The organism is Burkholderia sp. AU15512 (assembly GCF_002223325.1).
Taxonomy (GTDB): domain Bacteria; phylum Pseudomonadota; class Gammaproteobacteria; order Burkholderiales; family Burkholderiaceae; genus Burkholderia.
This window is the reverse complement of record NZ_NKEX01000006.1, coordinates 1331177-1351744: the sequence shown is the minus strand read 5'-3', so window position 1 is coordinate 1351744 and position 20568 is coordinate 1331177. Positions and strand designations below refer to the sequence as shown.

Genomic DNA, 20568 nt, shown 5'->3' with positions numbered 1-20568 from the left:
TGCGTGACGGGAGAGGAATGAACGGAATCGCTGCGGGTGCCGCGGCGGACGGAATTCAAAGCTTAGGCGAAACGGCGCGATCCGGTATGGAAGCTGCGATCCGCCGCTCCGGTTGCGCGGCGCCGCACAGTCTTGTACGGTGAGCGTTCGCCATCCGAACCGGGAGCCCGCCGCGTGAGCCGTACCGCCAACCGATCCGTCGTCCCGTCGCCGTTCTGGCGTGACGCCGCGCTGCCGTTCATCGAGGCGCGCACCGTCGACGACGGCCGCGCGATCTGTTACGCGAAGCACACGCACGACACGTTTTCGGTGGGTGCGATCGTCGGCGGCACGAGCACCTACGTGAACGGCGCGACGAACGCGCACGTCGGGCGCGGCGTGCTCGTGATCATCGATCCGGAACAGGTGCATGCGTGCAATCCGTATGGCCCCGACGCATGGGCGTACCGGATGGTCTATGTCGACGTGCCGTGGCTCGCGCGGCTTCAACATTCGCTAGGCCGCGATCCGAACGGCGATTTTCACGGCTTTTCGCAGAAATTGACGGAGCGGCACGACCTGTTCGCGCAATTTGGCGGCTTCTACCGCACGCTCGTCACATCCGGCGTCGATCCCCTCGGCAAGGAGAGCGCGGCGGTCGAGTTCTTCACGGCGCTGCACGGCGCGCTCGATCGCGACCTGCCCGGCCCGCGCGCAGGGGACGACAACGCCCGGCTCGCACGCGCGGCCGACTACATCGCCGCGCATTGCCGCGAGGGCGTCACGCTCGATGCGATCTGCGCGGCGGCCGATCTGTCGCCGTCATACCTGATCCGCGCGTTCAACGCCCGCTACGGGATGACGCCGCATGCGTTCCTGATCGATCGTCGCGTGCAGTACGGCCGCACGGAGCTGCGCCGCGGCCGGCCGATCGCCGACGTCGCGCTGGACGCGGGCTTCGCCGACCAGGCGCATTTCCAGCGCGCGTTCCGGCGGATCGCGGCGGCGACGCCCGGGCAATACCGCAGCGCGACGAACTGAACGGCACGCGCTACACGTCGAGCAGGAACAGGGCGCTGCCCGCGAGCAGCAGCGCCATCAGCCGGTTGAACACGCGCATGTGCCGCGCGTTCGCCAGCCGGTGCCGCAGCGACGCGCCCGCATACGACCAGCACGCGATCGACGCGAAACAGATCACCAGGTACAGCGCGGCGAACTGCCAGACCTGCGTGCGGTCGCCATCGGCCGCATATGCGCCCATCGCGGCCACGCACGCGAGCCACGCCTTCGGATTCAGCCACTGCATCGCCGCGCCGGCCGCCGCCGACGGGCCGGCCACGTCCGGGTCGGCCGACAGCCGGCCGTCATCGAGCGCGAGCCGCAGCGCCATATACAGCAGGAACGCGATCCCCGACCACTGCGTGGCGGTCGTCAGCACCGGCCAGCGCGCGAGCGCCGCGTGCAGCCCGAGGCCGATCAGCAGGAACAGCGCGACGAAGCCGAGCGTCGCGCCGGCCGCATAGCGCAGGCTCGCGCCGAGGCCGTGGCGTGCGCCGGCACTGAGCGCGACGATGTTGACGGGGCCGGGGGTGATCGACGAGGCGAGCGCGAACGCGGCCATCGAAACCAGCATGCTCATTGGGTGTGTCTCCATGCGAAAGGTCGAAAGTCGCATCGAGACTACGGGCGCCGCACGGGCCCGTATTGAAGAAAACTGCCCTCGTCGGGCGGCCGCGCGGCCGCCGTCGTCAGTGCAGCGCGCTCGGCGCGTGCGCCGGCCGGGTCTCGTGGCGGTCGGCCGGGGGCAGCGGGCCGCCGGCGCAGGGTTTCGTCGATACCGAGAAGCCGAACGTGTTGATGCCGCCCGAGCACGCGACGAATACGCTGCCGCCGTGCATCTCGGCGACGGCCTTGACGATCGACAGCCCGAGCCCGTGGTTCTCCTTGCTGTTCGCGCGCGCTTCCTCGAGCCGGTAGAAGCGCTCGAACACGTGCGAGCGCCGGGCGGGGTCGATCGGCTCGCCGGGGTTCGCGACGGACATTTCGACGAGCGTGTCACGGCGCACGATCGTCACGCTGACCGTCGCGCCGGGCGCCGAATGCTGGATCGCGTTGATCAGCAGGTTCGTCATCGCGCGGCGGAACAGCGACGGATCGACGGCCGCGCGCGCATCGCCATGCAGCTCGGCGCGCAACTGCGCTTCGTCGAGCGGGATTTCGAGGAAGTCGAGCATGCGCCGCACTTCGTCGGCGAGCGACACGTCCTTCAGGTCGGTCGCGCGTTCGCCGCGGTCGCTGCGCGACAGGAACAGCATGTCGTTGATGATCACGCGCAGCCGCTCGAATTCCTCGAGGTTCGACTGCAGCGTCCGCTCCATCCGCTCGACCGTGCGGTCGCGGCTCGTCAGCGCGACCTGGGTCTGGCCGATCAGGATGCTGATCGGTGTGCGCAGCTCGTGCGCGACGTCCGCGTTGAACGCCTCGAGCCGCGCGTAGGTTTGCTGGATGCGGTCGAGCGCACCGTTGAACGATGTGGCGAGGTCGCGCAGCTCGGGCGGCAGCGCGTTGGTCTGCAGCCGCTGGCGGCGGCTCGCGAGGCTGATTGCCGAGGCGTCCTGCGACAGGCGGTCGAGCGGCGCGAGCCCGAAGCGGGCCACCGCGCGGCTCAGCAGCAGCGTGATGATCGTGGCAATCGTGATCAGCCCGGCGAGCGTCCAGCCGAAGCGGCGCAGCATCCGCTGCGTGCGCTCGCACGAGCTGGCGACGATCAGCTTCAGCGCCGGCCGCTCGCCGTTGCCGGCCACCGTGACGGTCTTCGTCATCACGTCGTAGGTGCTGTGGTTCAGCGCGTAGCGCTGGAACGCGCCGAACGGCGCGCCGACGGGCATGCCGTCGACGGGCGTGCCGAAGCGGAAATCCGGGTTCGGGCTGTCGACCTGGTAGTGCGTGGAGCCGTCGGGCGGTTCGAGGTCGGCGAGCTTTTCCTGCATGAGGCGCCCGCGCATGGCCGTGGTCGCATGCGACACGATCATCTCGGCCACCTTGGTGCGCGTGTCGAGCGTCGCGCGCAGCTCGGCGAACAGCTGGCGCTCCATCATCACGAACAGCCCGCAGCCCACCAGCGTGAACACGAGCAGCGACACGATGCCGAACATCGCCGACAGCCGCAGGACGATCGAGCGTTTCATGCGGGCCTCTCGGTGTCGCCGTCCTCACGCGCCTCGAGGACGTAGCCCATGCCGCGGATCGTGTGCAGCAGCTTGTCCGTGAACGGGCCGTCGAGTTTCGCGCGCAGGCGCTTGATTGCCGTTTCGACGACGTTCGCGTTGCTGTCGAAGTTCACGTCCCACACGAGTTCGGCGATGGTTGTCTTCGACAGCACTTCGCCGCTGCGCCGCGCGAGCACGCCGAGCAGCTGGAATTCCTGCGCGGTCAGGTCGAGCCGCGTGCCGTCGCGGGTCGCGCGGCGGCCGATCAGGTCGACGCGCAGGTCGCCGATCGAGATCAGCGTCGATTCCTGCACGCGCGCGCGGCGCGTCAGCGCGCGCAGCCGCTCGATCAGCTCGAGGAACGAGAACGGCTTGGTCAGGTAGTCGTCGGCGCCGCCGCGCAAGCCCCGCACGCGATCGTCGACGCGGTCGCGCGCGGTCAGCATGATGACGGGCGTCTGCTTCTGCGCGCGCAGTGCACGCAGCACGCCGAAGCCGTCCAGCTTCGGCAGCATCACGTCGAGCACGACCACGTCGTAGTCGAATTCGACGGCTTTCCACGCGCCGTCCTCGCCGTCGAGCGCGGTGTCGACGACCCAGCCTTCCTCGGTCAGGCCGCTCTTCAGGTATTCAACGACTTTCGGTTCGTCTTCGACGATCAGGACTTTCATGTTCGAATCCGTTGTCCGGGTAATCCGGTTAAGGGCTCGGGTGCGCCGGGGCCGGGGCTGGCACCGGCGCTGCCGTGGCGACCTCGGCCGGAGCGGGGCCGCCCGCGGTGTGGCCATCCCAGCCGCCGCCCAGCGCCTTCGCGAGAAACACGACGAGCGCCGCGCGCTGGCCCTGGATCTGCACGGCCTGCCGCTCGCTCGTCAGCAACTGCTGTTGGGCCGTCAGCACGTCGATGAACGGCGTCAGGCCGCCCGCGTAGCGATCCTGCGCGAGCGACACGAGCTTGCGCGCGTCGTCGACGGCCGCGGCGGCCTGCTGCGCGGCGTCGGCGAGCACCGACAGTCCCGTGACCGCATTCTGCACCTCCTGGAACGCGGTGAGCACGGTCTGCCGGTAGCTGGCCTGCGCGGCGACGTAGCCGGCCTGCGCGAAATCGACGCCGGCTTTCAGCTTGCCGCCTTCGAACAGCGGCTGGCTGAGCGATCCGCCGACCGACCACAGCAACGCCGGCACGGTGAACAGGCCGGCGAAGCGCGTCGCGTCCCAGCCGATATCGGGCGACAGCGTGATGCGCGGGAAATACGCAGCGCGCGCGACGCCGATCTGCGCATTCGCGGCGGCCATCGCGCGCTCGGCCGACGCGACGTCGGGCCGCCGCTGCAGCACGTCGCTCGGCAGGCCGGTCGGCAGCGCCGGCGCGTTGATCGGCACGACGCGCGGTGCGATCGAGAAGGCGGGGGCCGGTGTGCCGACCAGCGTCGCGATCGCGGTTTCGACCTGCACGCGCTGCTGGAGCAGCAATTGCGCCTGCGTGCGCGTCGCGTCGAGCTGCGCGCGCTGCTGCAGCAGGTCGAGGCCCGACACCGCGCCGAGGTCGTGGCGCGCGCTCACGTAGTCGAGCGCCTTCTGCTGCAGGTCGATCGAGCGCTTGACGACGTCGATCTCGGTATCGAATTCGCGCAGCGCGAAATAGCTCGACGCGAGATTGGCGGTCAGCACCAGGCGCGCGTTCGCGAAATCGTCGCCGGCCTGCTCGGTGGTCGCCTGCGCCGATTCGACGCTGCGCCGCACGCGGCCGAACAGGTCGAGTTCGTAGCTGACGGCCGCGCCGACCTGGATGTCGTTCTGCACGGTCGATGCGCTTTTCGTCGCGTAGTTGGTCTGCGGCCGGTCGGCGGAGATCTTGAAGCGCTGGCCGCTCGCGTTCAGGCCGACGGCCGGATACTGCGCCGAGGCGACCGACGCGAGCGTCGCCTTCGCCTGGTCGTAGCGCGCGGCGACGGCTTTCAGGGTCTGGTTGTTGCGCAGCGCGTCGGCTTCCAGCGCGTCGAGCTGCGGATCGCCGAACGCGGTCCACCATGCCGGGTCGAGCGGCGCGCGGGCCGGTGCGGCCGGGTGCCAGTACGCATCCGCCGGGTCGAGCCGCCACGCGGCCGGCGTGTCGACGTCGGGCCGTTTGTAATCGGGGCCGACCGTGCAGCCGGCGAGCGCGGCGGCGAGCGCAATCGACGTGATGGAGACGGCGGCAGGCCGCCGGCGGGGGCGCATCGCGATCACGACTTCGCCTCCGCGGCGCCGGAGGCCGGCTTCGCGGCCGGCGCCGTGACGATCACCGGATCGCCGTTCGCGAGCGCGTCGCTCGGGTTCGTGACGAGGCGGTCGTTCGGCGTGAGCGGGCCGTCGACTTCGAGCGTCTGCCCGATCGTGCGCACGACCGTCACCTGCTTGAGGCGCACCTGGCCGTTCGCATCGACGGTCGCGACCGTCGGGCCTTCGGCGCGGAACAGCAACGTATTGGCCGGCACCTGCAGGCGGCCGACCGGCGTCATCGGCAACGTCGCCTGCACGTACGCGCCGGGCAGCAGCCGGCCGTCCGGGTTCGGCAGCGTGATCTCGATCTGCAGCGAGCGCGTCGCGACATCGATCGCCTCCGACGTGCGCGTGACCGTCCCGTCGAAGGTCCGGCCCGGCAGTTCGGCCTGCGCGACGCTCACGTGCTGGCCGACCTTCACCTGCTGCGCGTACGCCTGCGGCACCTGCACGTAGAGGCGCAGACGGTCGGCCTGCACGACCGTGAACAGGGAGCGGCCCGCGTTGCCGGAACTGACGAGATCGCCCACGTCGACGTTGCGCTGCGTGACGATTCCGTCGATCGGCGCGGCGATCCGCTGGAAGCCTTTCAGCTCGGTGAGGCGGCGCATGTTCGCATCGGCCGCGGCGAGGTTCGCGGTGCCCTGGTTGAACGCGCCTTGCCGGTCGTCGAGTTCCTGCTGCGAGACGGCATCGCGCTGGCGCAACTGCTGCGCGCGGTCGAACGACGTCTTCGCGAGCGCGAGTGCGGCCTGCGCCTGCTGGCGCTGCGCGGTGGCCTGCGCGAGTTCCTGGTTCAGCTCGGGCGTGTCGAGTTCGGCAAGCGTCTGGCCCTGCTTCACGTGCGCGCCGATGTCGGCCTGCCAGCGCAGCACGTAGCCGCTCGCGCGGGCATAGATCGGCGCCTCGACGAAGCCGCGCAGCGTGCCGGGCAGCGTCAACTTGCCGCCGGTGGCCGCATCGACCGGATGCGCGATGGTCACGTACTGGCGCGTGTTCTGCTCGGCGACCGCGTCGAGCCGGCTGTGGTTCAGCACGTTGACGACGATCGTGCGCGCCGCGCCGGCGGCCAGCAGCACGCCGATCACGACCAGGACGATTTTCCCGCGTCGCGACACCGACGACCGTGTCGGCAGGTGCATGCCGTGTTCGTCCACCTGGATGCCGACTGCGCTGTGATGTTTCTCTTCCATGAATTCAACCAAATCAACCGGGTAGTGGGACGAAAGTCAGTGGCCGGCCTGGCGCGCACGCCGGCGGGCCAGCCGCGCATGCACGCCGCCGAACACCAGCGGCACGAACAGCAGGGTCGACACGGTCGCGAACAGCAGCCCGCCGATCACCGCGCGGCCGAGCGGCGCATTCTGCTCGGCGCCTTCGCCGAGGCCGAGCGCCATCGGCACCATCCCGATGATCATCGCGAGCGCCGTCATCAGCACCGGCCGGATCCGCGTCGCGCCGGCTTCCAGCGCGGCCGTGAGCGGCGGCGCGCCGTCCGCGAGGCGCTGGCGCGCGAACGACACGACCAGGATGCTGTTGGCGGTCGCGACGCCCACCGTCATGATCGCGCCCGTCAGCGCGGGCACGCTCAGGTGCGTGCCGGTGATGAACAGCATCCAGACGATGCCGGCGAGCGCGGCCGGCATCGCGCTGATGATGATCAGCGGGTCGAGCCACGACTGGAAATTGACGACGATCAGCAGGTAGACCAGTACGATCGCCATCGCGACGCCCGCGCCGAGGCCGATATACGACGTGCGCATCGTCTCGATCTGGCCGCGCATCGTCAGCTCGGTGCCGCGCGGCAGCGTCGCGCGCGCATCCGACACGATGCGGTCGATCTCGCCGGCCACCGCGCCGAGGTCGCGGCCTTCGACGCTCACGTACACGTCGATCGCCGGGCGGATGTTGTAGTGCGTGATCACGGCCGGGTTCGCGGTGCTGCGCACCTGCACGAGGTTGCCGAGCAGTTGCAGCGGCATGCCCGTGCGGCCGCTCGCCGAGATCGGCGTGCCGAGCAGATCGTCGACCGACGCGATGTTGTATTGCGGGGTCTGGATCTGCAGCGGGTACTGGACGCCGGTGCGCGGGTTGATCCAGAACGACGGCGTGGTCTGAGAACTGCCGGACAGCGAGATCAGCATGTTCTGCGCGACGTTCTGCGCGGAGAGATTGAGCTGCTGCATGCGCGTACGGTCCATGTCGGCCAGCAGGGTCGGTTCGTCGTTACGTTGCAGCACGTGCACGTCGACGGCGCCGGGGATTTGCCTGATCTTTTTCATCAGGCCGCTCGCGATAGTCATGTTACTCGCGAGATCGTTGCCGAGCACCTGCAGGTCGATCGCGGCCGGTTGGCCGAAGTTGAGGATCTGCGTGATGATGTCCGACGGCTGGAAGAAGAACTCGACGCCCGGGAAGCGCTCGGGCAGCACTTGGCGCAGCGCCTGCACGTAGTGCTGGGTCGCGCGGTGGCCGGGCTTGAGCGCGATCAGCAGCTCGCCGTCGAGCGTGCCGATCGTGCCCGCGTTGCTGTACGACAGGTTGATGCCGCTCACCGGCAGGCCGAGGTTGTCGACGAGCGCGCCGAGCTCGTCGGGCGGCACGGTCTCGCGGATCACGCGCTCGACCTGGTCGGCGAGGCGCGCGGTTTCCTCGATCCGGTAGCCGGTCGGCGCGCGCATGTGCAGCCGGATGTTGCCGGAATCCGCATTCGGGAAGAAGTCGCGGCCGAGCACGAACACGAGGCCCGTCGACAGCACGCAGAAGCCGAGGAAGCACATCGCGTAGAAGCGGCGGCGCACCAGCAGGATGCTGAGCAGCACGATGTACCACGCCCGCAGCCGCTCGAACGCCGCGTTGAACGCGTGATGGATGCGCGCGAAGCGCGACGTCGCATGGCCGGAGCCGGTGCTGGCCTGCTGCGGGCGGAACAGCAGCATCGCGAGCGTCGGCACCAGCGTGCGCGACAGCACGTACGACGCGAGCATCGCGAACACGACGGCTTCCGCGAGCGGCACGAACAGGAAGCGCGCGACGCCCGTCAGGAAGAACATCGGCACGAACACGATGCAGATGCACAGCGTCGACACGAACGCGGGCACCGCGATCTCGCCCGCGCCTTCGAGGATCGCGTCGTGCAGGTTGGTACCGAGATGCAGGTGCCGCTCGATGTTCTCGATCGTGACGGTCGCATCGTCCACCAGGATCCCGACCGCAAGCGCGAGCCCGCCGAGCGTCATGATGTTGATGGTCTCGCCGAGCGCGGACAGCGCGATCAGCGACGTGAAGATCGACAGTGGAATCGAGATCGCGATGATCAGCGTGCTGCGCCAGTTGCCGAGGAACAGCAGGATCATCATCGCGGTCAGCACGGCGGCGATCAGCGCCTCGTGAATCACGCCCTGGACGGCCGCGTTGACGAACACCGACTGGTCGAACAGCGGCGTGATCGTGAGCCCTTCGGGCAGCGTCGGGATCACCTTCGGCAGCAGCGCCTTCAGGTCCGACACGACCTTGAGCGTCGACGCGTCGCCGCTCTTCAGGATCGAGATGAGCACGCCGCGCTGGCCGTTCTGGCGCACGACGTTGGTCTGCGGCGCGAAGCCGTCTCGCACCGACGCCACCTCGCGCAGGTAGGTGGTCGCGCCGTTGATGGTCTGAACCGGCAGGCTGCTGATGTCGGCGACGGTGTCGGCCGACGCGTTCGTGTCGATCCGGTATTCGGTCTGGCCCATCTTCGCGGTGCCGGTCGGCAGCACGAGGTTCTGCGCGTTGACCGCGTTGACGATGTCGGCGGGCGTGAGCCCCTTCGCCTGCAGCGCCTGCGGATCGAGGTCGATGGCGACCACGCGCGTGCGGCCGCCGTACGGGAACGGGATCTGCACGCCCGGCACCGTGATCAGCTGCGGGCGCAGGAAGTTGAGCGCGATGTCGGCGAGCGACTGTTCGCTGAGCGTCTTGCTCGACAGCCCGAGCTGGATCACCGGGATGCTCGACGCCGAATAGGTGATCACGAGCGGCGGCGTCGCGCCCTGCGGCATCTGCCGTACGATCGCCTGCGCGGACGAGACCGTCTGCGCGATCGCCGTCTGCACGTTCGCGCCCGGCTGCAGGAACACCTTCACGACCGCGATGCCGGGCAACGACGTCGATTCGACGTGCTGGATGTTGTTGACGGTCGTCGTCAGGATCCGCTCATGCACGGACGTGATGCGGTTCGTCATCTCGGTCGCGGAGAAGCCGCTGTAATTCCAGATGACGCTGATCACGGGAATGTTGATCGCGGGCAGCACGTCGACCGGCGTGCGCATCAGCGCAAGCGGGGTGGCCAGCACGATCATGATGGCCATCACGATGAACGTGTAGGGGCGCTTGAGCGCGAGATTGACGATCCACATGGAGGCAGCGGGGCGGGCGGTGATCAGGCGTGGGTAAAGGGCACCCGAATGATAGGCGTCGGCGTGGAACGGGTTACTGTCGCGAAACTGGCGGAATTGTCAGGTGGGGGCGGGGCGGCCGATTGCCGATTCAGCAGAGGAAACGCCGCGCGGCGCGATGGCCGGAAAACGGCTGCGATACCGGATGGGCGTGCTGCTTCGATGGCGATTCCGTTCATCGGCGCGCGCTCAGATCTGCTCCATCCCGACACGCGCGAGCGCACCGAGATCGACGACGTCGATCTGGTTGTACGCGAGCCGCAGCGCGCCGAGCTTCTCGAGCTGCTGCAGCGCCTGGTTGATGCGCTGTCGCGATACGCCGACGAGCATCCCCAGTTCCTCCTGCGAGATCGACAGCGACGGGCCGGTGTCCGGGTACAGGTCGGGGTTGAAGAGTTGCGCGAGCGCCTGCGCGACGCGCGCATCGACATCCAGCAGCCGGCTGTTCTGGATCGACGCGATGAACTCGCCCATCCGGTTGTTCAACTGGTGGATCACGAAGCGCGTGAACGGCAGGCTCGTGTCGAGCAGCGCATGGAACGTGTCGACCGGCACGAACAGCACGGTCGAGCGCTGGATCGCGACGACCTCGTACTTGCGCAGCTCGCGCTTGATCACGCTGCCTTCGCCGAACCAGCCGCCCGACGGCACGCCGGAGAACGTGCAGCCGCGCCCCGACGCATTGAAGATCGCGAGCTTCAGCAGCCCGCGGTGCACGCCGATCCAGTATTCGGATGGCGCGAGCCGATGCGCGATCACGTCGCCGGCCTCGCAGTGCTCGACGCGCGACTGCGCGAGCACGAGCGCCTGGTGCTCGGGCGCGAGCGTGCGGAACCACGCGCACTGGCCGAACAGCGTGGCCAGCGCCGGCAGCGGGCCCGGTTCGGGCAGCGCGTCGGCGGGATGAGCGGGCGCGTCGGGCGGGGCAACGAGAGGGTCGTGCATGGGTGCGGGTTTGCGAGGATAGGGATAACGCGCAGCGCGTGAAAGGCACTCTGTCGTTTCGATGACAGACGGCTCACAATAGCGCCCGTTAGGCTGTCGGCAATTGAACCACATCAAAACGATCCGGGGTGGATGGGCCCCGGTCGACAGGACACGGGAGACAGGATCATGACGCAGATGTTCGAGGCCGGACTCGGCCGCCGCGACGCCAATTACGTGCCGCTCACCCCGATCGACTTCCTGGTCAGGACGGCCGAAGTCTACGGCGAGCGCCTCGCGATCGTGCACGGCGACGTGCGGCGCACCTGGGGCGAGACCTACACGCGCGCGAAGCAACTGGCGAGCGCGCTCGCGCGGCTCGGCGTCGAACGTGGCGACACGGTCGCGGCGATGCTGCCGAACATTCCGGCGATGGTCGAGGCGCACTTCGGCGTGCCGATGGCCGGCGCGGTGCTGAACACGATCAACACGCGGCTCGACGTGTCGTCGGTGCTGTTCATGCTGCGTCATGGCGAGGCGAAGGTGCTGATCGTCGACACCGAGTATGCGGAGTTCGCGCATCGCGCGGCGCTCGAGGTGCCGGGCCTGAGAATCGTCAGCGTGGCCGACGCGATGCCGGCCGACCCCGCGCGTTTCGCGGGCGCGACCGACTACGAGGCGTTCGTCGCGAGCGGCGATGCCGACTATGCGTGGACGCCGCCCGCCGACGAATGGGAGGCGATCGCGCTGAACTACACGTCCGGCACGACCGGCGACCCGAAGGGCGTGGTCTATCACCATCGCGGCGCGTATCTCGCGGCGGTCAGCAACCTCCTCGAATGGGACATGCCGAAGCACGCCGTCTACCTGTGGACGCTGCCGATGTTCCACTGCAACGGCTGGTGCTTCCCGTGGGCCGTCGCGGCGCGCGCGGGCGTGAACGTCTGCCTGCGCAAGTTCGATGCGAAGACGGTGTTCGACCTGATCCGCCGCGAACGCATCACGCACTATTGCGGCGCGCCGATCGTGCAGAGCGCGATCGCGAACGCTCCGGCCGAATTCCGTGAAGGCATCGATCACACGGTGCACGCGATGGTCGCGGGCGCGGCGCCCGCGCCGGCCGTGATCGCGAAGATGAAGGAGATCGGCTTCGATCTGCTGCACGTGTACGGGCTGACCGAGGTCTACGGCCCGGCGACCGTCTGCGCGAAGCAGTCGCACTGGGAGGCACTGAGCGACGACGAGCGCGCGCGGCTCAACGCGCGCCAGGGCGTGCGCTATCACCTGGAGGCGGGCGCGACGGTGCTCGATCCCGACACGATGGCGCCGGTGCCGGCCGACGGCGAGACGCTCGGCGAGATCATGTTCCGCGGCAACATCTGCATGAAGGGCTACCTGAAGAACCCGAAGGCGACCGACGACGCGTTCCACGGCGGCTGGTTCCATACCGGCGATCTCGCGGTGCTGATGCCGGACGGCTATATCCGGATCAAGGATCGCAAGAAGGACATCATCATCTCGGGCGGCGAGAACATCTCGAGCATCGAGGTCGAGGATGCGCTGTACCGGCACCCCGCGGTGGCGGTCGCGGCCGTCGTCGCGATGCCCGACCCGAAGTGGGGCGAGGTGCCGTGCGCGTTCGTCGAGCTGCGCGAAGGCGCGAGCGTGACCGAGGCGGAGATCGTCGCGCATTGCAAGGCGCTGCTGGCGGGCTTCAAGGTGCCGAAGGCCGTGCGGTTCGGCGAACTGCCGAAAACATCGACCGGCAAGATCCAGAAGTTCCAGCTGCGCAACGCGGTGGGATCGGACAAGGCGATCGATCTGGCAGGTGACGACAAGAACAAGAAGTAGGCGATGGGCCGGCCGTCGCCGGCCAGCCGTTCTCCATCACGCCTTCCGTTCGAGCCGGAACACGCTGACCGCGTCCGACAGGTGCGCGGCCTGGTCGCGCAGCGCGACGGCCGCGCGTTCGGCATCCGAGATCAGCATCGCGTTCTGCTGCGTCGCGTCGCCGATCTGCGTGACGGCCAGGTTCACCTGCTCGATACCGGTCGACTGTTCGCGCGACGCGGCGCTGATCTCGCCGATCAGCGTGCGGACCTGGTCGACGCGCGCGACGATGTCGCGCATCGTGCCGCGTGCGGCCTCCGCGATCCGGTAGCCCTGTTCGACGGTCGTCGACGATTCGGCGCTCAGCGCGTCGATCTCCTTGACCGCGGCCGCGCTGCGCTGCGCGAGCGCACGCACCTCGGCCGCGACCACCGCGAAGCCCTTGCCGTGTTCGCCCGCGCGCGCGGCCTCGACGGCCGCGTTCAGCGCCAGGATGTTGGTCTGGAACGCGATGCCTTCGATCGCGCCCGTGATCTCGGCGATCCGGCGCGTCGCGCGGCCGATGTCGTCCATCGTCGCGACCACGCGCTGCACCGCGGCGTCGCCGTTCGTCGCGGCGGCCGACGCATCCGCGACCAGCGCATTGGCTTGCGCCGCGTGCTCGGCACTCTGCTGCACGGCGGCGGTGATCTGTTCCATGCTGGCGGCCGTCTGTTCGACGCTGCTCGCCTGCGTCGCGATCCGCGCGGCGATGTCGCTGCTGCCGGCGGCAATGTCGACCGTGCCGCGCGCGATGTCGGCGGAGCTGTTGCGCACCTGCGCGACGATCCGCGCGAGGCCGTCGCCGATCCCGTCGACCGCCTGCACGAGCCGGCCGATCTCGTCGTCGCCCGCCTGGCCGCGCGTGGCCGCGCCATCGCGGATGCGCACGCTGAGATCGCCCGCCGCATAGCGTTCGGAGGCCCGTGCCGCCGCATCGAGCGGCCGGCTCACGACGCGGCGTACGACGATGACGAACAGCGTCGCGAACGCCGCGACGAGCACGGCGCCGATCATCAGGAAGCGGTTGCGGGTGGCGCGCATGGTGGCGAGCAGTTCGTCGTCGAGCGCGATGCCGCCGACGAGCCATTGCCACTGCGGAATCGTCGTGAACGACACGAATTTCGCGGTCGGGCCGCCGTCGTGCGCGGCCGGGTCGGTCGACGTGTACGCGAGCCGCCCCTGGCCGGCCGCGAGCATCTGCGCGTACGGCGCGCGCGTGTCGTCGGCACGTTGGCCGTCGGCATCCGGGTGCACGACGAAGGTGCCGCGCGACGGGCCCTGCGACGCATCGATCACGAAGTAGTAGCCGTTGTCGCCGATCTTCAGCGAGCGGATGCCGTCCTCGACGAGCTTGAGTTCGGCGCCGATGTCGAGGCCGACGAACAGCGCACCGATCACGCGGCCGGTCGCATCGGTCACCGGCTTGTACTGCGTGATGTACGGCCGGCCGAACAGCTTCGCGAGGCCCGTGTAGCTGCGTCCGGCGACGAGCGGTGCGTACGCGGGGCCGGCACGGTCGAGTTTCGTGCCGACGGCACGCGCGCCGTCCTGCTTCTTCAGCGACGTCGTGATGCGCACGAAATCGTCGCCGTCGCGCGCGAAGATCGTCGCGATCGCGCCGCTTTTCTTCAGGAACTGGTCGGGAATCGAATAGTCGAGGTCGAGCGGCTGGCCGCCCGCGAGCAAGGTCGGCGCGGCGACGCCGCCGATGTCGACGGTGCGCGCCGGGTCGAGCGAGAAATCGGGCGGCAGGAAGCTCGCGAACAGCGACATCGAGCGGTTGGCTTCGGCCGACAGCGCCTTGTCGAACAGGTCGACCATCGCGCGGATCGACTGTTCCTTGTCGACGATCCGCATGTGTGCTTCTTCAGCCAGCTGCTGGCCGGCGAAATGGGCGAGCGTCCACGCGAACACGGTAAACAGCACGGCAACGAGCGCGCACGCCAGCGCCGCAAGACGCGCGCCGACGCTCACCCGGCCCAATTGGGTCAATCTCATGGAACATCCTGAGTGGGGAGGGAGAGGGGGCGGAACGCACGCGTCACCGCTAGTCGACCGGTTAATACGGCAACTTCGGCGAAATCTTTAGCAGCGCGTCGTCGATGGCGGCGCCGGCAAGTGCGGCCATCGCGCGGGTGGACGACGGGAAGCGGGGTGTCAGTGCGTCACGAGCCACGCGATCGCGAGATACCGCGCGACCTTCGCGACGGTCACGATCGCGAGGAACGACGGCAGCGGCTCGCGCAGCACGCCGGCGATCATCGTCAGCGGATCGCCGATCACGGGCGCCCAGCTCAGCAGCAGCGACCAGCGGCCGTAGCGCGCATACCAGCGCTCGGCGCGCGCGAGCGCGGCGGGCTTGACGGGAAACCAGCGGCGTTCGCGGAAGTGCTCGATGCCGCGCCCGAGCGCCCAGTTGATTACCGAGCCGGCGACGTTGCCGATGCTCGCGACGAGCACCAGCGCCCACACGGGTTCGCGCCCGGCGAGCAGCAGGCCGGCGAGCACGGCTTCGGACTGGAGCGGGAACAGGGTCGCGGCGACCATCGACACGGCGAACAGGCCGCCGTAAGTGAACAATTCGGACATCGCGCGATTGTACCGGGCACGCACCGGCCAATCCGGGGCACACGGTCATGCGGTCATGCGGCGTCGGCCGTGCCGAACAGCAGGTGCGAGATCAGCGACTTGTCGACGGGTTCGTCGTTGAGCGTGCTGGCCAGCAGTTCGCCCGCCAGTTGCTGAGGCGAGAACACCATGTCGGGCTTCAGCAGGCGCAGCCGTTCGAGGTTGCGCTGCTGGTTCACGAGCGCGACCGTGCGCACCGTCGGTGCGATCTCGCGGATCGCGAGGATGATGAAGGCGTTCTCGGCATCGTCGGAGCGCAGCGCGAGCACCGCGCGCGCGGTCGCCGCGCCGGCGCGTTCCAGCACCGCGTGGTCGGTCGCATCGCCGACGATCAGGTCGGTCGCGGCCGGATAGTTGTGCTCGACGCCGGCCGGCACGACGACGGTCACCGCGTAGCCGCGCTTGCGCAGCCCGTCGTGCACCGCATGCGCGACGGGTGTCGCGCCGACGATCAGGTAATGATGCTTGCGGATCACGTTCGAAATGCCTCCCTTGACGATCCGTTTCAGATTGCCGCCGATCACGGGCCCGACGACCGCGCTGATCGACGTCGCGAACACCGTGATGCCGAGCACGATCACCGACGCGGTGAACAGGCGGGCGGTCGGCGCGTGCGGAACGATGTCGCCGTAGCCCACCGTCGACATCGACACGATCGAGAAATAGACGGCCGTGGCGAGATCGTGGACGGGCGGCGTGAATTCGTCGCCGAGATACAGCACGCCGAAGGTCGCGTAGATCAGCAGCGACACGATGCTCAGCAACGCGAACAGGCTGCTCGCGGCGACGCTCGCGCGGTCGAAGTGCCGCCAGTAATACAGCAGCGCGACGACCAGCACGGCCGTATAGACGAACACCGCGTGGCTGCGATAGCCGCCGAGCACGCTGATCGCGGCGGCCGCGACCAGCAGCAGGATCGACAGCACCCACGCGACGCGGGCGCGCAGCACGATGCCGATGGCCATCGTCGCGAGGCCGGCCGCGACGACCACTTGCGGCAACACGACGAGCCCGGCGTTGTCGACGAGGTTCAGCGCGTCGGCGAGCCACGCGTGATGCACGCCGAGCCGGGCATGCTCGACGACGGGGCGCAGCACCATGAGCGCGTCGAGCGCGAGGAGGAGAGCGAGATACCAGTGCAGGCCGATCGGCGCGAACAGGCGCCGCAGGCGGGAAGTGAGAAGCTTCATCCAGTCGCCCGGCTGGCCGGGCATGTCCATCGAAACAGCCGCTACCCTAAAGCATTCGGCGCTCGGCTGCTTTTTAGAGGCACGTTGGCGGCGGCCGCGACGACGCCGGCCGCCCGCGGCCGCTTTCAGTTCCAGCCGACCATGATCGCGCCCATCCCGACGAGCAGCCCGCCCGTGACGCGGTTCATCGCGCGCATCCTTGCGGGCCGCTGCAGCGCGCGGCTCAGCCGGTGCGAGAACAGCGCCATCGACGCGACGCCGCCCGCGAACAGCACCGCGAACGTCGCCGCGAGCAGCAGGAACTGCTGGTTCAGGCTCCAGTCGGCGCCGGGGCTGATGAACTGCGGGAAGAACGACGGGAAGAACAGCAGCGTCTTCGGATTCAGGCCCGAGGTTGCCACGCCGCGCCAGAACAGCGCGCGGTGCGAGTCGGTGTCCGGCGTGGCCGACCCGGCCGCGGCGGCGGGTGCGCCGGCCGGCGTGCGGCTGAGCCATTGCTTGCAGCCGAGCCAGACGAGGTAGGCCGCGCCGGCCCAGCGCAGCACGGTCAGCGCGCGCTCGTCGAGATGCACGAGCGAATTCAGGCACAGCGCGGTCAGCGCGAGTTGCAGCAGCACGGCGAGCGTGCCGCCCCAGACGCACGGCAGCGCGCGGCGCCAGCCGGCGCGTAGTGCCTGGTTCATGGTGAGGAGGTTGACGGGGCCGGGAGCGTAGACGAGAACGGCGGAAGCCGCGAGAAACGAGAGGTAAAGCCTGAACGACATGACGGGTAGGGCAGGAACAGGAACACGGGCGCCGAGGCCGCGCGGCCGGATAGGCGCGCGGACGGCGGGGAATCGCATGCCTGGCGGCCGGCACCGCAACTCGTGATTGCGGCTGTGCGTCCCGGTGCGAAGGGGTTGTCGCGGGGAACGTGCCGGACAGCAGGCATGGGTGAAAATATATCAAGGGGCCGGATTAAAAGGCTTCCGCTTTTCCACACAAACCGACACAAATCCGGAATATCGTTCAGATAGAATCCCGGTTTTCAGGAGAAGATTCCTTTTGCCATGGCCACACGTGAACGCTCGCCGAAAACGCTCGACAGCCAGGACCGCAAGATCCTCGGTGCCCTGCAGAAAAATGCGCGTCTGTCGAACGCCGAACTGGCCGAACAGATCGGCATGTCGACCACCGCATGCTGGAACCGCACGCGGCAACTGGAGGTGGACGGCTACATCGACGGTTACGTCGCGCTCGTCAATCAGCGCAAGCTGGGCTATGCGGACATCGTGATTCTCGAAGTCACGCTCGATCGCCACGAGGACGACGCGCTCGCGCGCTTCGGCGAGGAACTCGCGGCGCTGCCCGAGGTGCTCGAGGCCTATCTCGTGTCGGGCGAGTACGACTACTGGATCAAGGTCGCGGTGGACGGCACGGCCGGTTACGAGCGGTTCCTGCGCGAAAAGCTGTACAAGATTTCGAGCATTCGTCACAGCCGCTCGATGTTCGCGCTGCGCTGCATGAAGGACGTGCCGTCGATTCAGGTGTGATGGGGGCGGGGAAGCGGGTGCGGCCGTCGTTGAAACGACGGCGCATTGGGGCCGCGCATGTGCGCGGAGCAAGCCGGCAATCGGGAGAGGGGCCAGGCAGAGGCGCGGTTCGGCGCCGGGGTCTGCAACGCGGATGAATCTTCTGTCCGTGGTGATCCGTCGGACTTACGCGCTGGCGAGATAACTGTTGCCTGCCCGGGCAACCGGCAGACAAAACCGCGCCGAGGTTGATCGGCGCCGGCATCGGCTTTAAAGCAACTGCAGAGCGACTTCAACGCGCGCCTGAAACAGCGCGCGCATCCAACGGCACTACCCGGCCTGTTTCCGACGACTTGCCTTGCAACCCGTTGCTCGACGCCGCGACCTCATGGCGCGCGTCCGGGCAAGCGGATCAGGCAGGGTTTCGTGGGCCAACCGGCTGGCGGCCGGCCATTCCGCGCTCAGTGCGGCAGGCGTGCGTGTGCTTCAGCGATGATTTCGCAGTTATCGAGGTGGAGTGCCCAAGCTTCTGCGATCAGCTCGCCCATACGTGCGAGCCAGCCAGCGGATTCGGTGGAACGGTCGGAAAGGTTAGACGTTTGCATGACGAAGCCCCGTATAGGTGGCGAGTTAGGGATAACCCTAATCATAGCGAAACACCTCCGCTTTGTGAAATGCGATTTCGTTATATGAGAATTCCTGACAGTTTGTGTTGCCGCGATGCAACATGAATGACGGTCGCGCACGGCTTCATATCGATGTCACTTGATACGGCCATCCCGCCCCGGAAAGGCCCCGCGCGCAGGCGTGACGAGGTTGCGCCTCGCGGCGCGGTCTGGCAGAGGGGAGAAGAAGAGGAAAAAGGGGACGGCTATCCGCCGATCCACCCGAACCGCCACGACAGCCGTCGCGTCGCGGCGAGCAACGCCTGCGCGAGATCGCTGTCCGGCCCGCGCGGGAAGCCGCGCGACGAACCGATGATCGCGATCACGAGCCGGATGCTGCCGGTGTGATCGAACACGGGCGCGGCGACCGTCCCGATGCCCGGCACCGGCGCGTCGAACGCGAAATCGAGTTCGTCCGCGCGGATCGTCGCGAGCCGTGCGCGGAAGGCCGCGTCGGCCGGCGCGGCGGCGCGGCCCGCGAGGCGCACGGGCTCGTTGGCGAGCAGGTCGGCCAGTACGTCGTCGGACATGCCGGCCGCGAAGATCCGGCCGATCGCCGTATTGACGAGCGACATCACCGTGCCGACCTGCAGGCTCACGTGCTGCGGCCGCGCCGACTCTTCGAGGCGGATCACGGTCGGGCCGAGCGGCCCCAGCGTCGCGGCCGCCACGCTCATGTCGGTCGCGCTGGCCAGCGCGACGATCTCGGCTTCCGCGTCGCGTGTCGGCGACACGCGCTGCATCGCGATCAGGCCGAGCGCCTGCCCGAGCGGGCCGCCGCCGAAGCAGCCAGCGTCGTCGCGGCTCAGCAGGCCGATCTTCTGCAGGCTGACGAGATGCGGAAAGGCCTTCGCGGCCGGCATGCCGGTGGCCGCCGCGAGATCGCGCAGCGGCAGCGCGCGGCCCGCCGACACCAGCGCGAGCAGCAGCTCGCCGGTGCTGTCGAGCGCATTGATTCCGCGCTGCGTCTTCATATCGTCGGCCAGTGCGGGCGGCACGCGCGGGGCTGTCGGCGCCGAGGTGGAAGCCTGCGGAAGCGCATCGTGCGCCGCGCCGAGCGATGCGGTTGCCTGAAGAGCCGCGTCGCGTAACGCCGCCGCGATCGGGCCGTCCCAGTCGACGTCGATCGAGCCGGTCGAACCGATCACCGTCAACGCGAGTTGCAGCGTGCCTTGTGCGTCGAACACCGGCACGCACATCGCGCTGACGCCGGGGCTCGGCAGGTCGACGCCGCGCTCGATACCGCGTGCGCGGATCGCGTCGAGTTCCGCCTGCGGCACGCCGGCGTCCGGCGCGGGCTGCTCGGCGCCCGCGAGCGTGGCGCCCGCGCCGGCCTGGCTGGCCGCCATCGCGTCGAGTTGCGCGGGCTCGCCGAACGCGCGGAACACGCGGCCGGTGGCCGTCGTGTCGAGCGACATCACCGAGCCCACATGCAGGTTCACGTGCAGCGGATAGCCGCCGTGCTCGATGCGCACGATCGTCGGCCCGGGCACGCCCGGCACCGACAGCGCGACGCTCAGGCCGACCGCTTCCGCGAGCCGCGCCGCGTGCGGCAGCGCCGCGCGATAGGCCGGCTGGCGCTCGATCGACATCAGCCCGAGCCGCAGCGACAACGGGCCCGGCTCGTAGTTGCCGGTGAGCGCATCGCGTTTCACGAGCGCGAGCCGCGTCAGGCTGACGAGATAGGTGTGCGCCTGCGCGGTCGACAGATCGGCCGCCGCGGCCAGCTCGGACAGGCCGAGCGGCTTGCGCCGGCGCGCGAGCGCGTCGAGCAGCCGGCCGCCGACCTCGACACTCTGGATCCCGCGCTGCGCCTTGGGCGGCGCGTCGTCTGCGCTGACTTCGTGGTTCTGCACGCGATGATTCTTCCGTTGACGAAACCCCGCATGGTA

The 20568-nt window shown here is 68.9% G+C and carries 15 protein-coding genes; 3 read left to right on the top strand and 12 right to left on the bottom strand.

The window, feature by feature from the left end; genetic code table 11:
- Positions 1–174 precede the first annotated feature (174 nt).
- The gene (locus tag CFB43_RS25415) at positions 175–1020 is read left to right on the top strand and encodes an AraC family transcriptional regulator (protein WP_089497062.1); all 846 of its coding nucleotides are present in this window, start codon (positions 175–177) and stop codon (positions 1018–1020) included.
- Between the two features lie 10 nt (positions 1021–1030).
- Here CFB43_RS25415 and CFB43_RS25410 read toward each other — a convergent pair whose 3' ends face one another.
- The 7 genes from CFB43_RS25410 to CFB43_RS25380 form a co-directional block, all read right to left on the bottom strand.
- A complete protein-coding gene (locus CFB43_RS25410; protein WP_089442578.1) occupies positions 1031–1618 on the bottom strand; it encodes a LysE family translocator in 588 nt (195 codons plus the stop codon).
- 109 nt (positions 1619–1727) lie between these two features.
- Positions 1728–3167, bottom strand: coding sequence for a heavy metal sensor histidine kinase (locus tag CFB43_RS25405; RefSeq protein ID WP_089497061.1), 1440 nt, complete (start codon positions 3165–3167; stop codon positions 1728–1730).
- A complete protein-coding gene (locus CFB43_RS25400) occupies positions 3164–3859 on the bottom strand; it encodes a heavy metal response regulator transcription factor (protein ID WP_011355331.1) in 696 nt (231 codons plus the stop codon). Before CFB43_RS25400 ends, CFB43_RS25405 begins: the two co-directional genes overlap by 4 nt.
- A gap of 28 nt (positions 3860–3887) precedes the next feature.
- Entirely contained in the window at positions 3888–5408 is a 1521-nt protein-coding gene (locus CFB43_RS25395; RefSeq protein ID WP_089498139.1) for an efflux transporter outer membrane subunit, read from the bottom strand.
- A gap of 5 nt (positions 5409–5413) precedes the next feature.
- A complete protein-coding gene (locus CFB43_RS25390) occupies positions 5414–6643 on the bottom strand; it encodes an efflux RND transporter periplasmic adaptor subunit (RefSeq protein ID WP_089442575.1) in 1230 nt (409 codons plus the stop codon).
- Between the two features lie 36 nt (positions 6644–6679).
- Positions 6680–9847 (bottom strand): efflux RND transporter permease subunit, encoded by a 3168-nt coding sequence (locus tag CFB43_RS25385; RefSeq protein ID WP_089497060.1) that lies wholly within the window; start codon positions 9845–9847, stop codon positions 6680–6682.
- Between the two features lie 228 nt (positions 9848–10075).
- The gene (locus tag CFB43_RS25380; protein ID WP_179254899.1) at positions 10076–10831 is read right to left on the bottom strand and encodes a Crp/Fnr family transcriptional regulator; all 756 of its coding nucleotides are present in this window, start codon (positions 10829–10831) and stop codon (positions 10076–10078) included.
- A gap of 168 nt (positions 10832–10999) precedes the next feature.
- Here CFB43_RS25380 and CFB43_RS25375 point away from each other — a divergent pair, with 168 nt between their 5' ends.
- On the top strand, positions 11000–12661 hold the full coding sequence (locus CFB43_RS25375; protein ID WP_089497059.1) for an acyl-CoA synthetase: 1662 nt from the start codon (positions 11000–11002) through the stop codon (positions 12659–12661).
- A 36-nt stretch (positions 12662–12697) separates the two neighbouring features.
- Here the strand turns inward: CFB43_RS25375 and CFB43_RS25370 are convergent, their stop codons facing one another.
- From CFB43_RS25370 to CFB43_RS25355, 4 genes are all read right to left on the bottom strand, one after another.
- On the bottom strand, positions 12698–14680 hold the full coding sequence (locus tag CFB43_RS25370) for a methyl-accepting chemotaxis protein (protein WP_089497058.1): 1983 nt from the start codon (positions 14678–14680) through the stop codon (positions 12698–12700).
- Positions 14681–14839: 159 nt separating this feature from the next.
- Entirely contained in the window at positions 14840–15271 is a 432-nt protein-coding gene (locus CFB43_RS25365) for a YqaA family protein (RefSeq protein WP_089497057.1), read from the bottom strand.
- Between the two features lie 53 nt (positions 15272–15324).
- Complete coding sequence (gene kch, locus CFB43_RS25360; RefSeq protein WP_089498137.1) at positions 15325–16500, bottom strand: voltage-gated potassium channel protein; 1176 nt, start codon at positions 16498–16500, stop codon at positions 15325–15327.
- Between the two features lie 125 nt (positions 16501–16625).
- Positions 16626–17264 (bottom strand): LysE family translocator, encoded by a 639-nt coding sequence (locus CFB43_RS25355; protein ID WP_089497056.1) that lies wholly within the window; start codon positions 17262–17264, stop codon positions 16626–16628.
- Between the two features lie 285 nt (positions 17265–17549).
- Between CFB43_RS25355 and CFB43_RS25350 the strand changes: the two genes are divergently transcribed.
- Complete coding sequence (locus CFB43_RS25350) at positions 17550–18032, top strand: Lrp/AsnC family transcriptional regulator (RefSeq protein WP_021159229.1); 483 nt, start codon at positions 17550–17552, stop codon at positions 18030–18032.
- Positions 18033–18882: 850 nt separating this feature from the next.
- Here the strand turns inward: CFB43_RS25350 and CFB43_RS25340 are convergent.
- Positions 18883–20532, bottom strand: coding sequence for an IclR family transcriptional regulator (locus tag CFB43_RS25340; protein WP_089497054.1), 1650 nt, complete (start codon positions 20530–20532; stop codon positions 18883–18885).
- Between the last annotated feature and the right edge of the window lie 36 nt (positions 20533–20568).

What these genes read in the sequence shown, in the direction of transcription:
- CFB43_RS25410 (WP_089442578.1), bottom strand. Translation starts at nt 1,618, where the DNA reads ATGAGCATGCTGGTTTCGATGGCCGCGTTCGCGCTCGCCTCGTCGATC.
- CFB43_RS25405 (WP_089497061.1), bottom strand. Translation starts at nt 3,167, where the DNA reads ATGAAACGCTCGATCGTCCTGCGGCTGTCGGCGATGTTCGGCATCGTG.
- CFB43_RS25400 (WP_011355331.1), bottom strand. Translation starts at nt 3,859, where the DNA reads ATGAAAGTCCTGATCGTCGAAGACGAACCGAAAGTCGTTGAATACCTG.
- CFB43_RS25395 (WP_089498139.1), bottom strand. Translation starts at nt 5,408, where the DNA reads ATGCGCCCCCGCCGGCGGCCTGCCGCCGTCTCCATCACGTCGATTGCG.
- CFB43_RS25390 (WP_089442575.1), bottom strand. Translation starts at nt 6,643, where the DNA reads ATGGAAGAGAAACATCACAGCGCAGTCGGCATCCAGGTGGACGAACAC.
- CFB43_RS25385 (WP_089497060.1), bottom strand. Translation starts at nt 9,847, where the DNA reads ATGTGGATCGTCAATCTCGCGCTCAAGCGCCCCTACACGTTCATCGTG.
- CFB43_RS25380 (WP_179254899.1), bottom strand. Translation starts at nt 10,831, where the DNA reads ATGCACGACCCTCTCGTTGCCCCGCCCGACGCGCCCGCTCATCCCGCC.
- CFB43_RS25375 (WP_089497059.1), top strand. Translation starts at nt 11,000, where the DNA reads ATGACGCAGATGTTCGAGGCCGGACTCGGCCGCCGCGACGCCAATTAC.
- CFB43_RS25370 (WP_089497058.1), bottom strand. Translation starts at nt 14,680, where the DNA reads ATGAGATTGACCCAATTGGGCCGGGTGAGCGTCGGCGCGCGTCTTGCG.
- CFB43_RS25365 (WP_089497057.1), bottom strand. Translation starts at nt 15,271, where the DNA reads ATGTCCGAATTGTTCACTTACGGCGGCCTGTTCGCCGTGTCGATGGTC.
- kch (WP_089498137.1), bottom strand. Translation starts at nt 16,500, where the DNA reads ATGAAGCTTCTCACTTCCCGCCTGCGGCGCCTGTTCGCGCCGATCGGC.
- CFB43_RS25355 (WP_089497056.1), bottom strand. Translation starts at nt 17,264, where the DNA reads ATGTCGTTCAGGCTTTACCTCTCGTTTCTCGCGGCTTCCGCCGTTCTC.
- CFB43_RS25350 (WP_021159229.1), top strand. Translation starts at nt 17,550, where the DNA reads ATGGCCACACGTGAACGCTCGCCGAAAACGCTCGACAGCCAGGACCGC.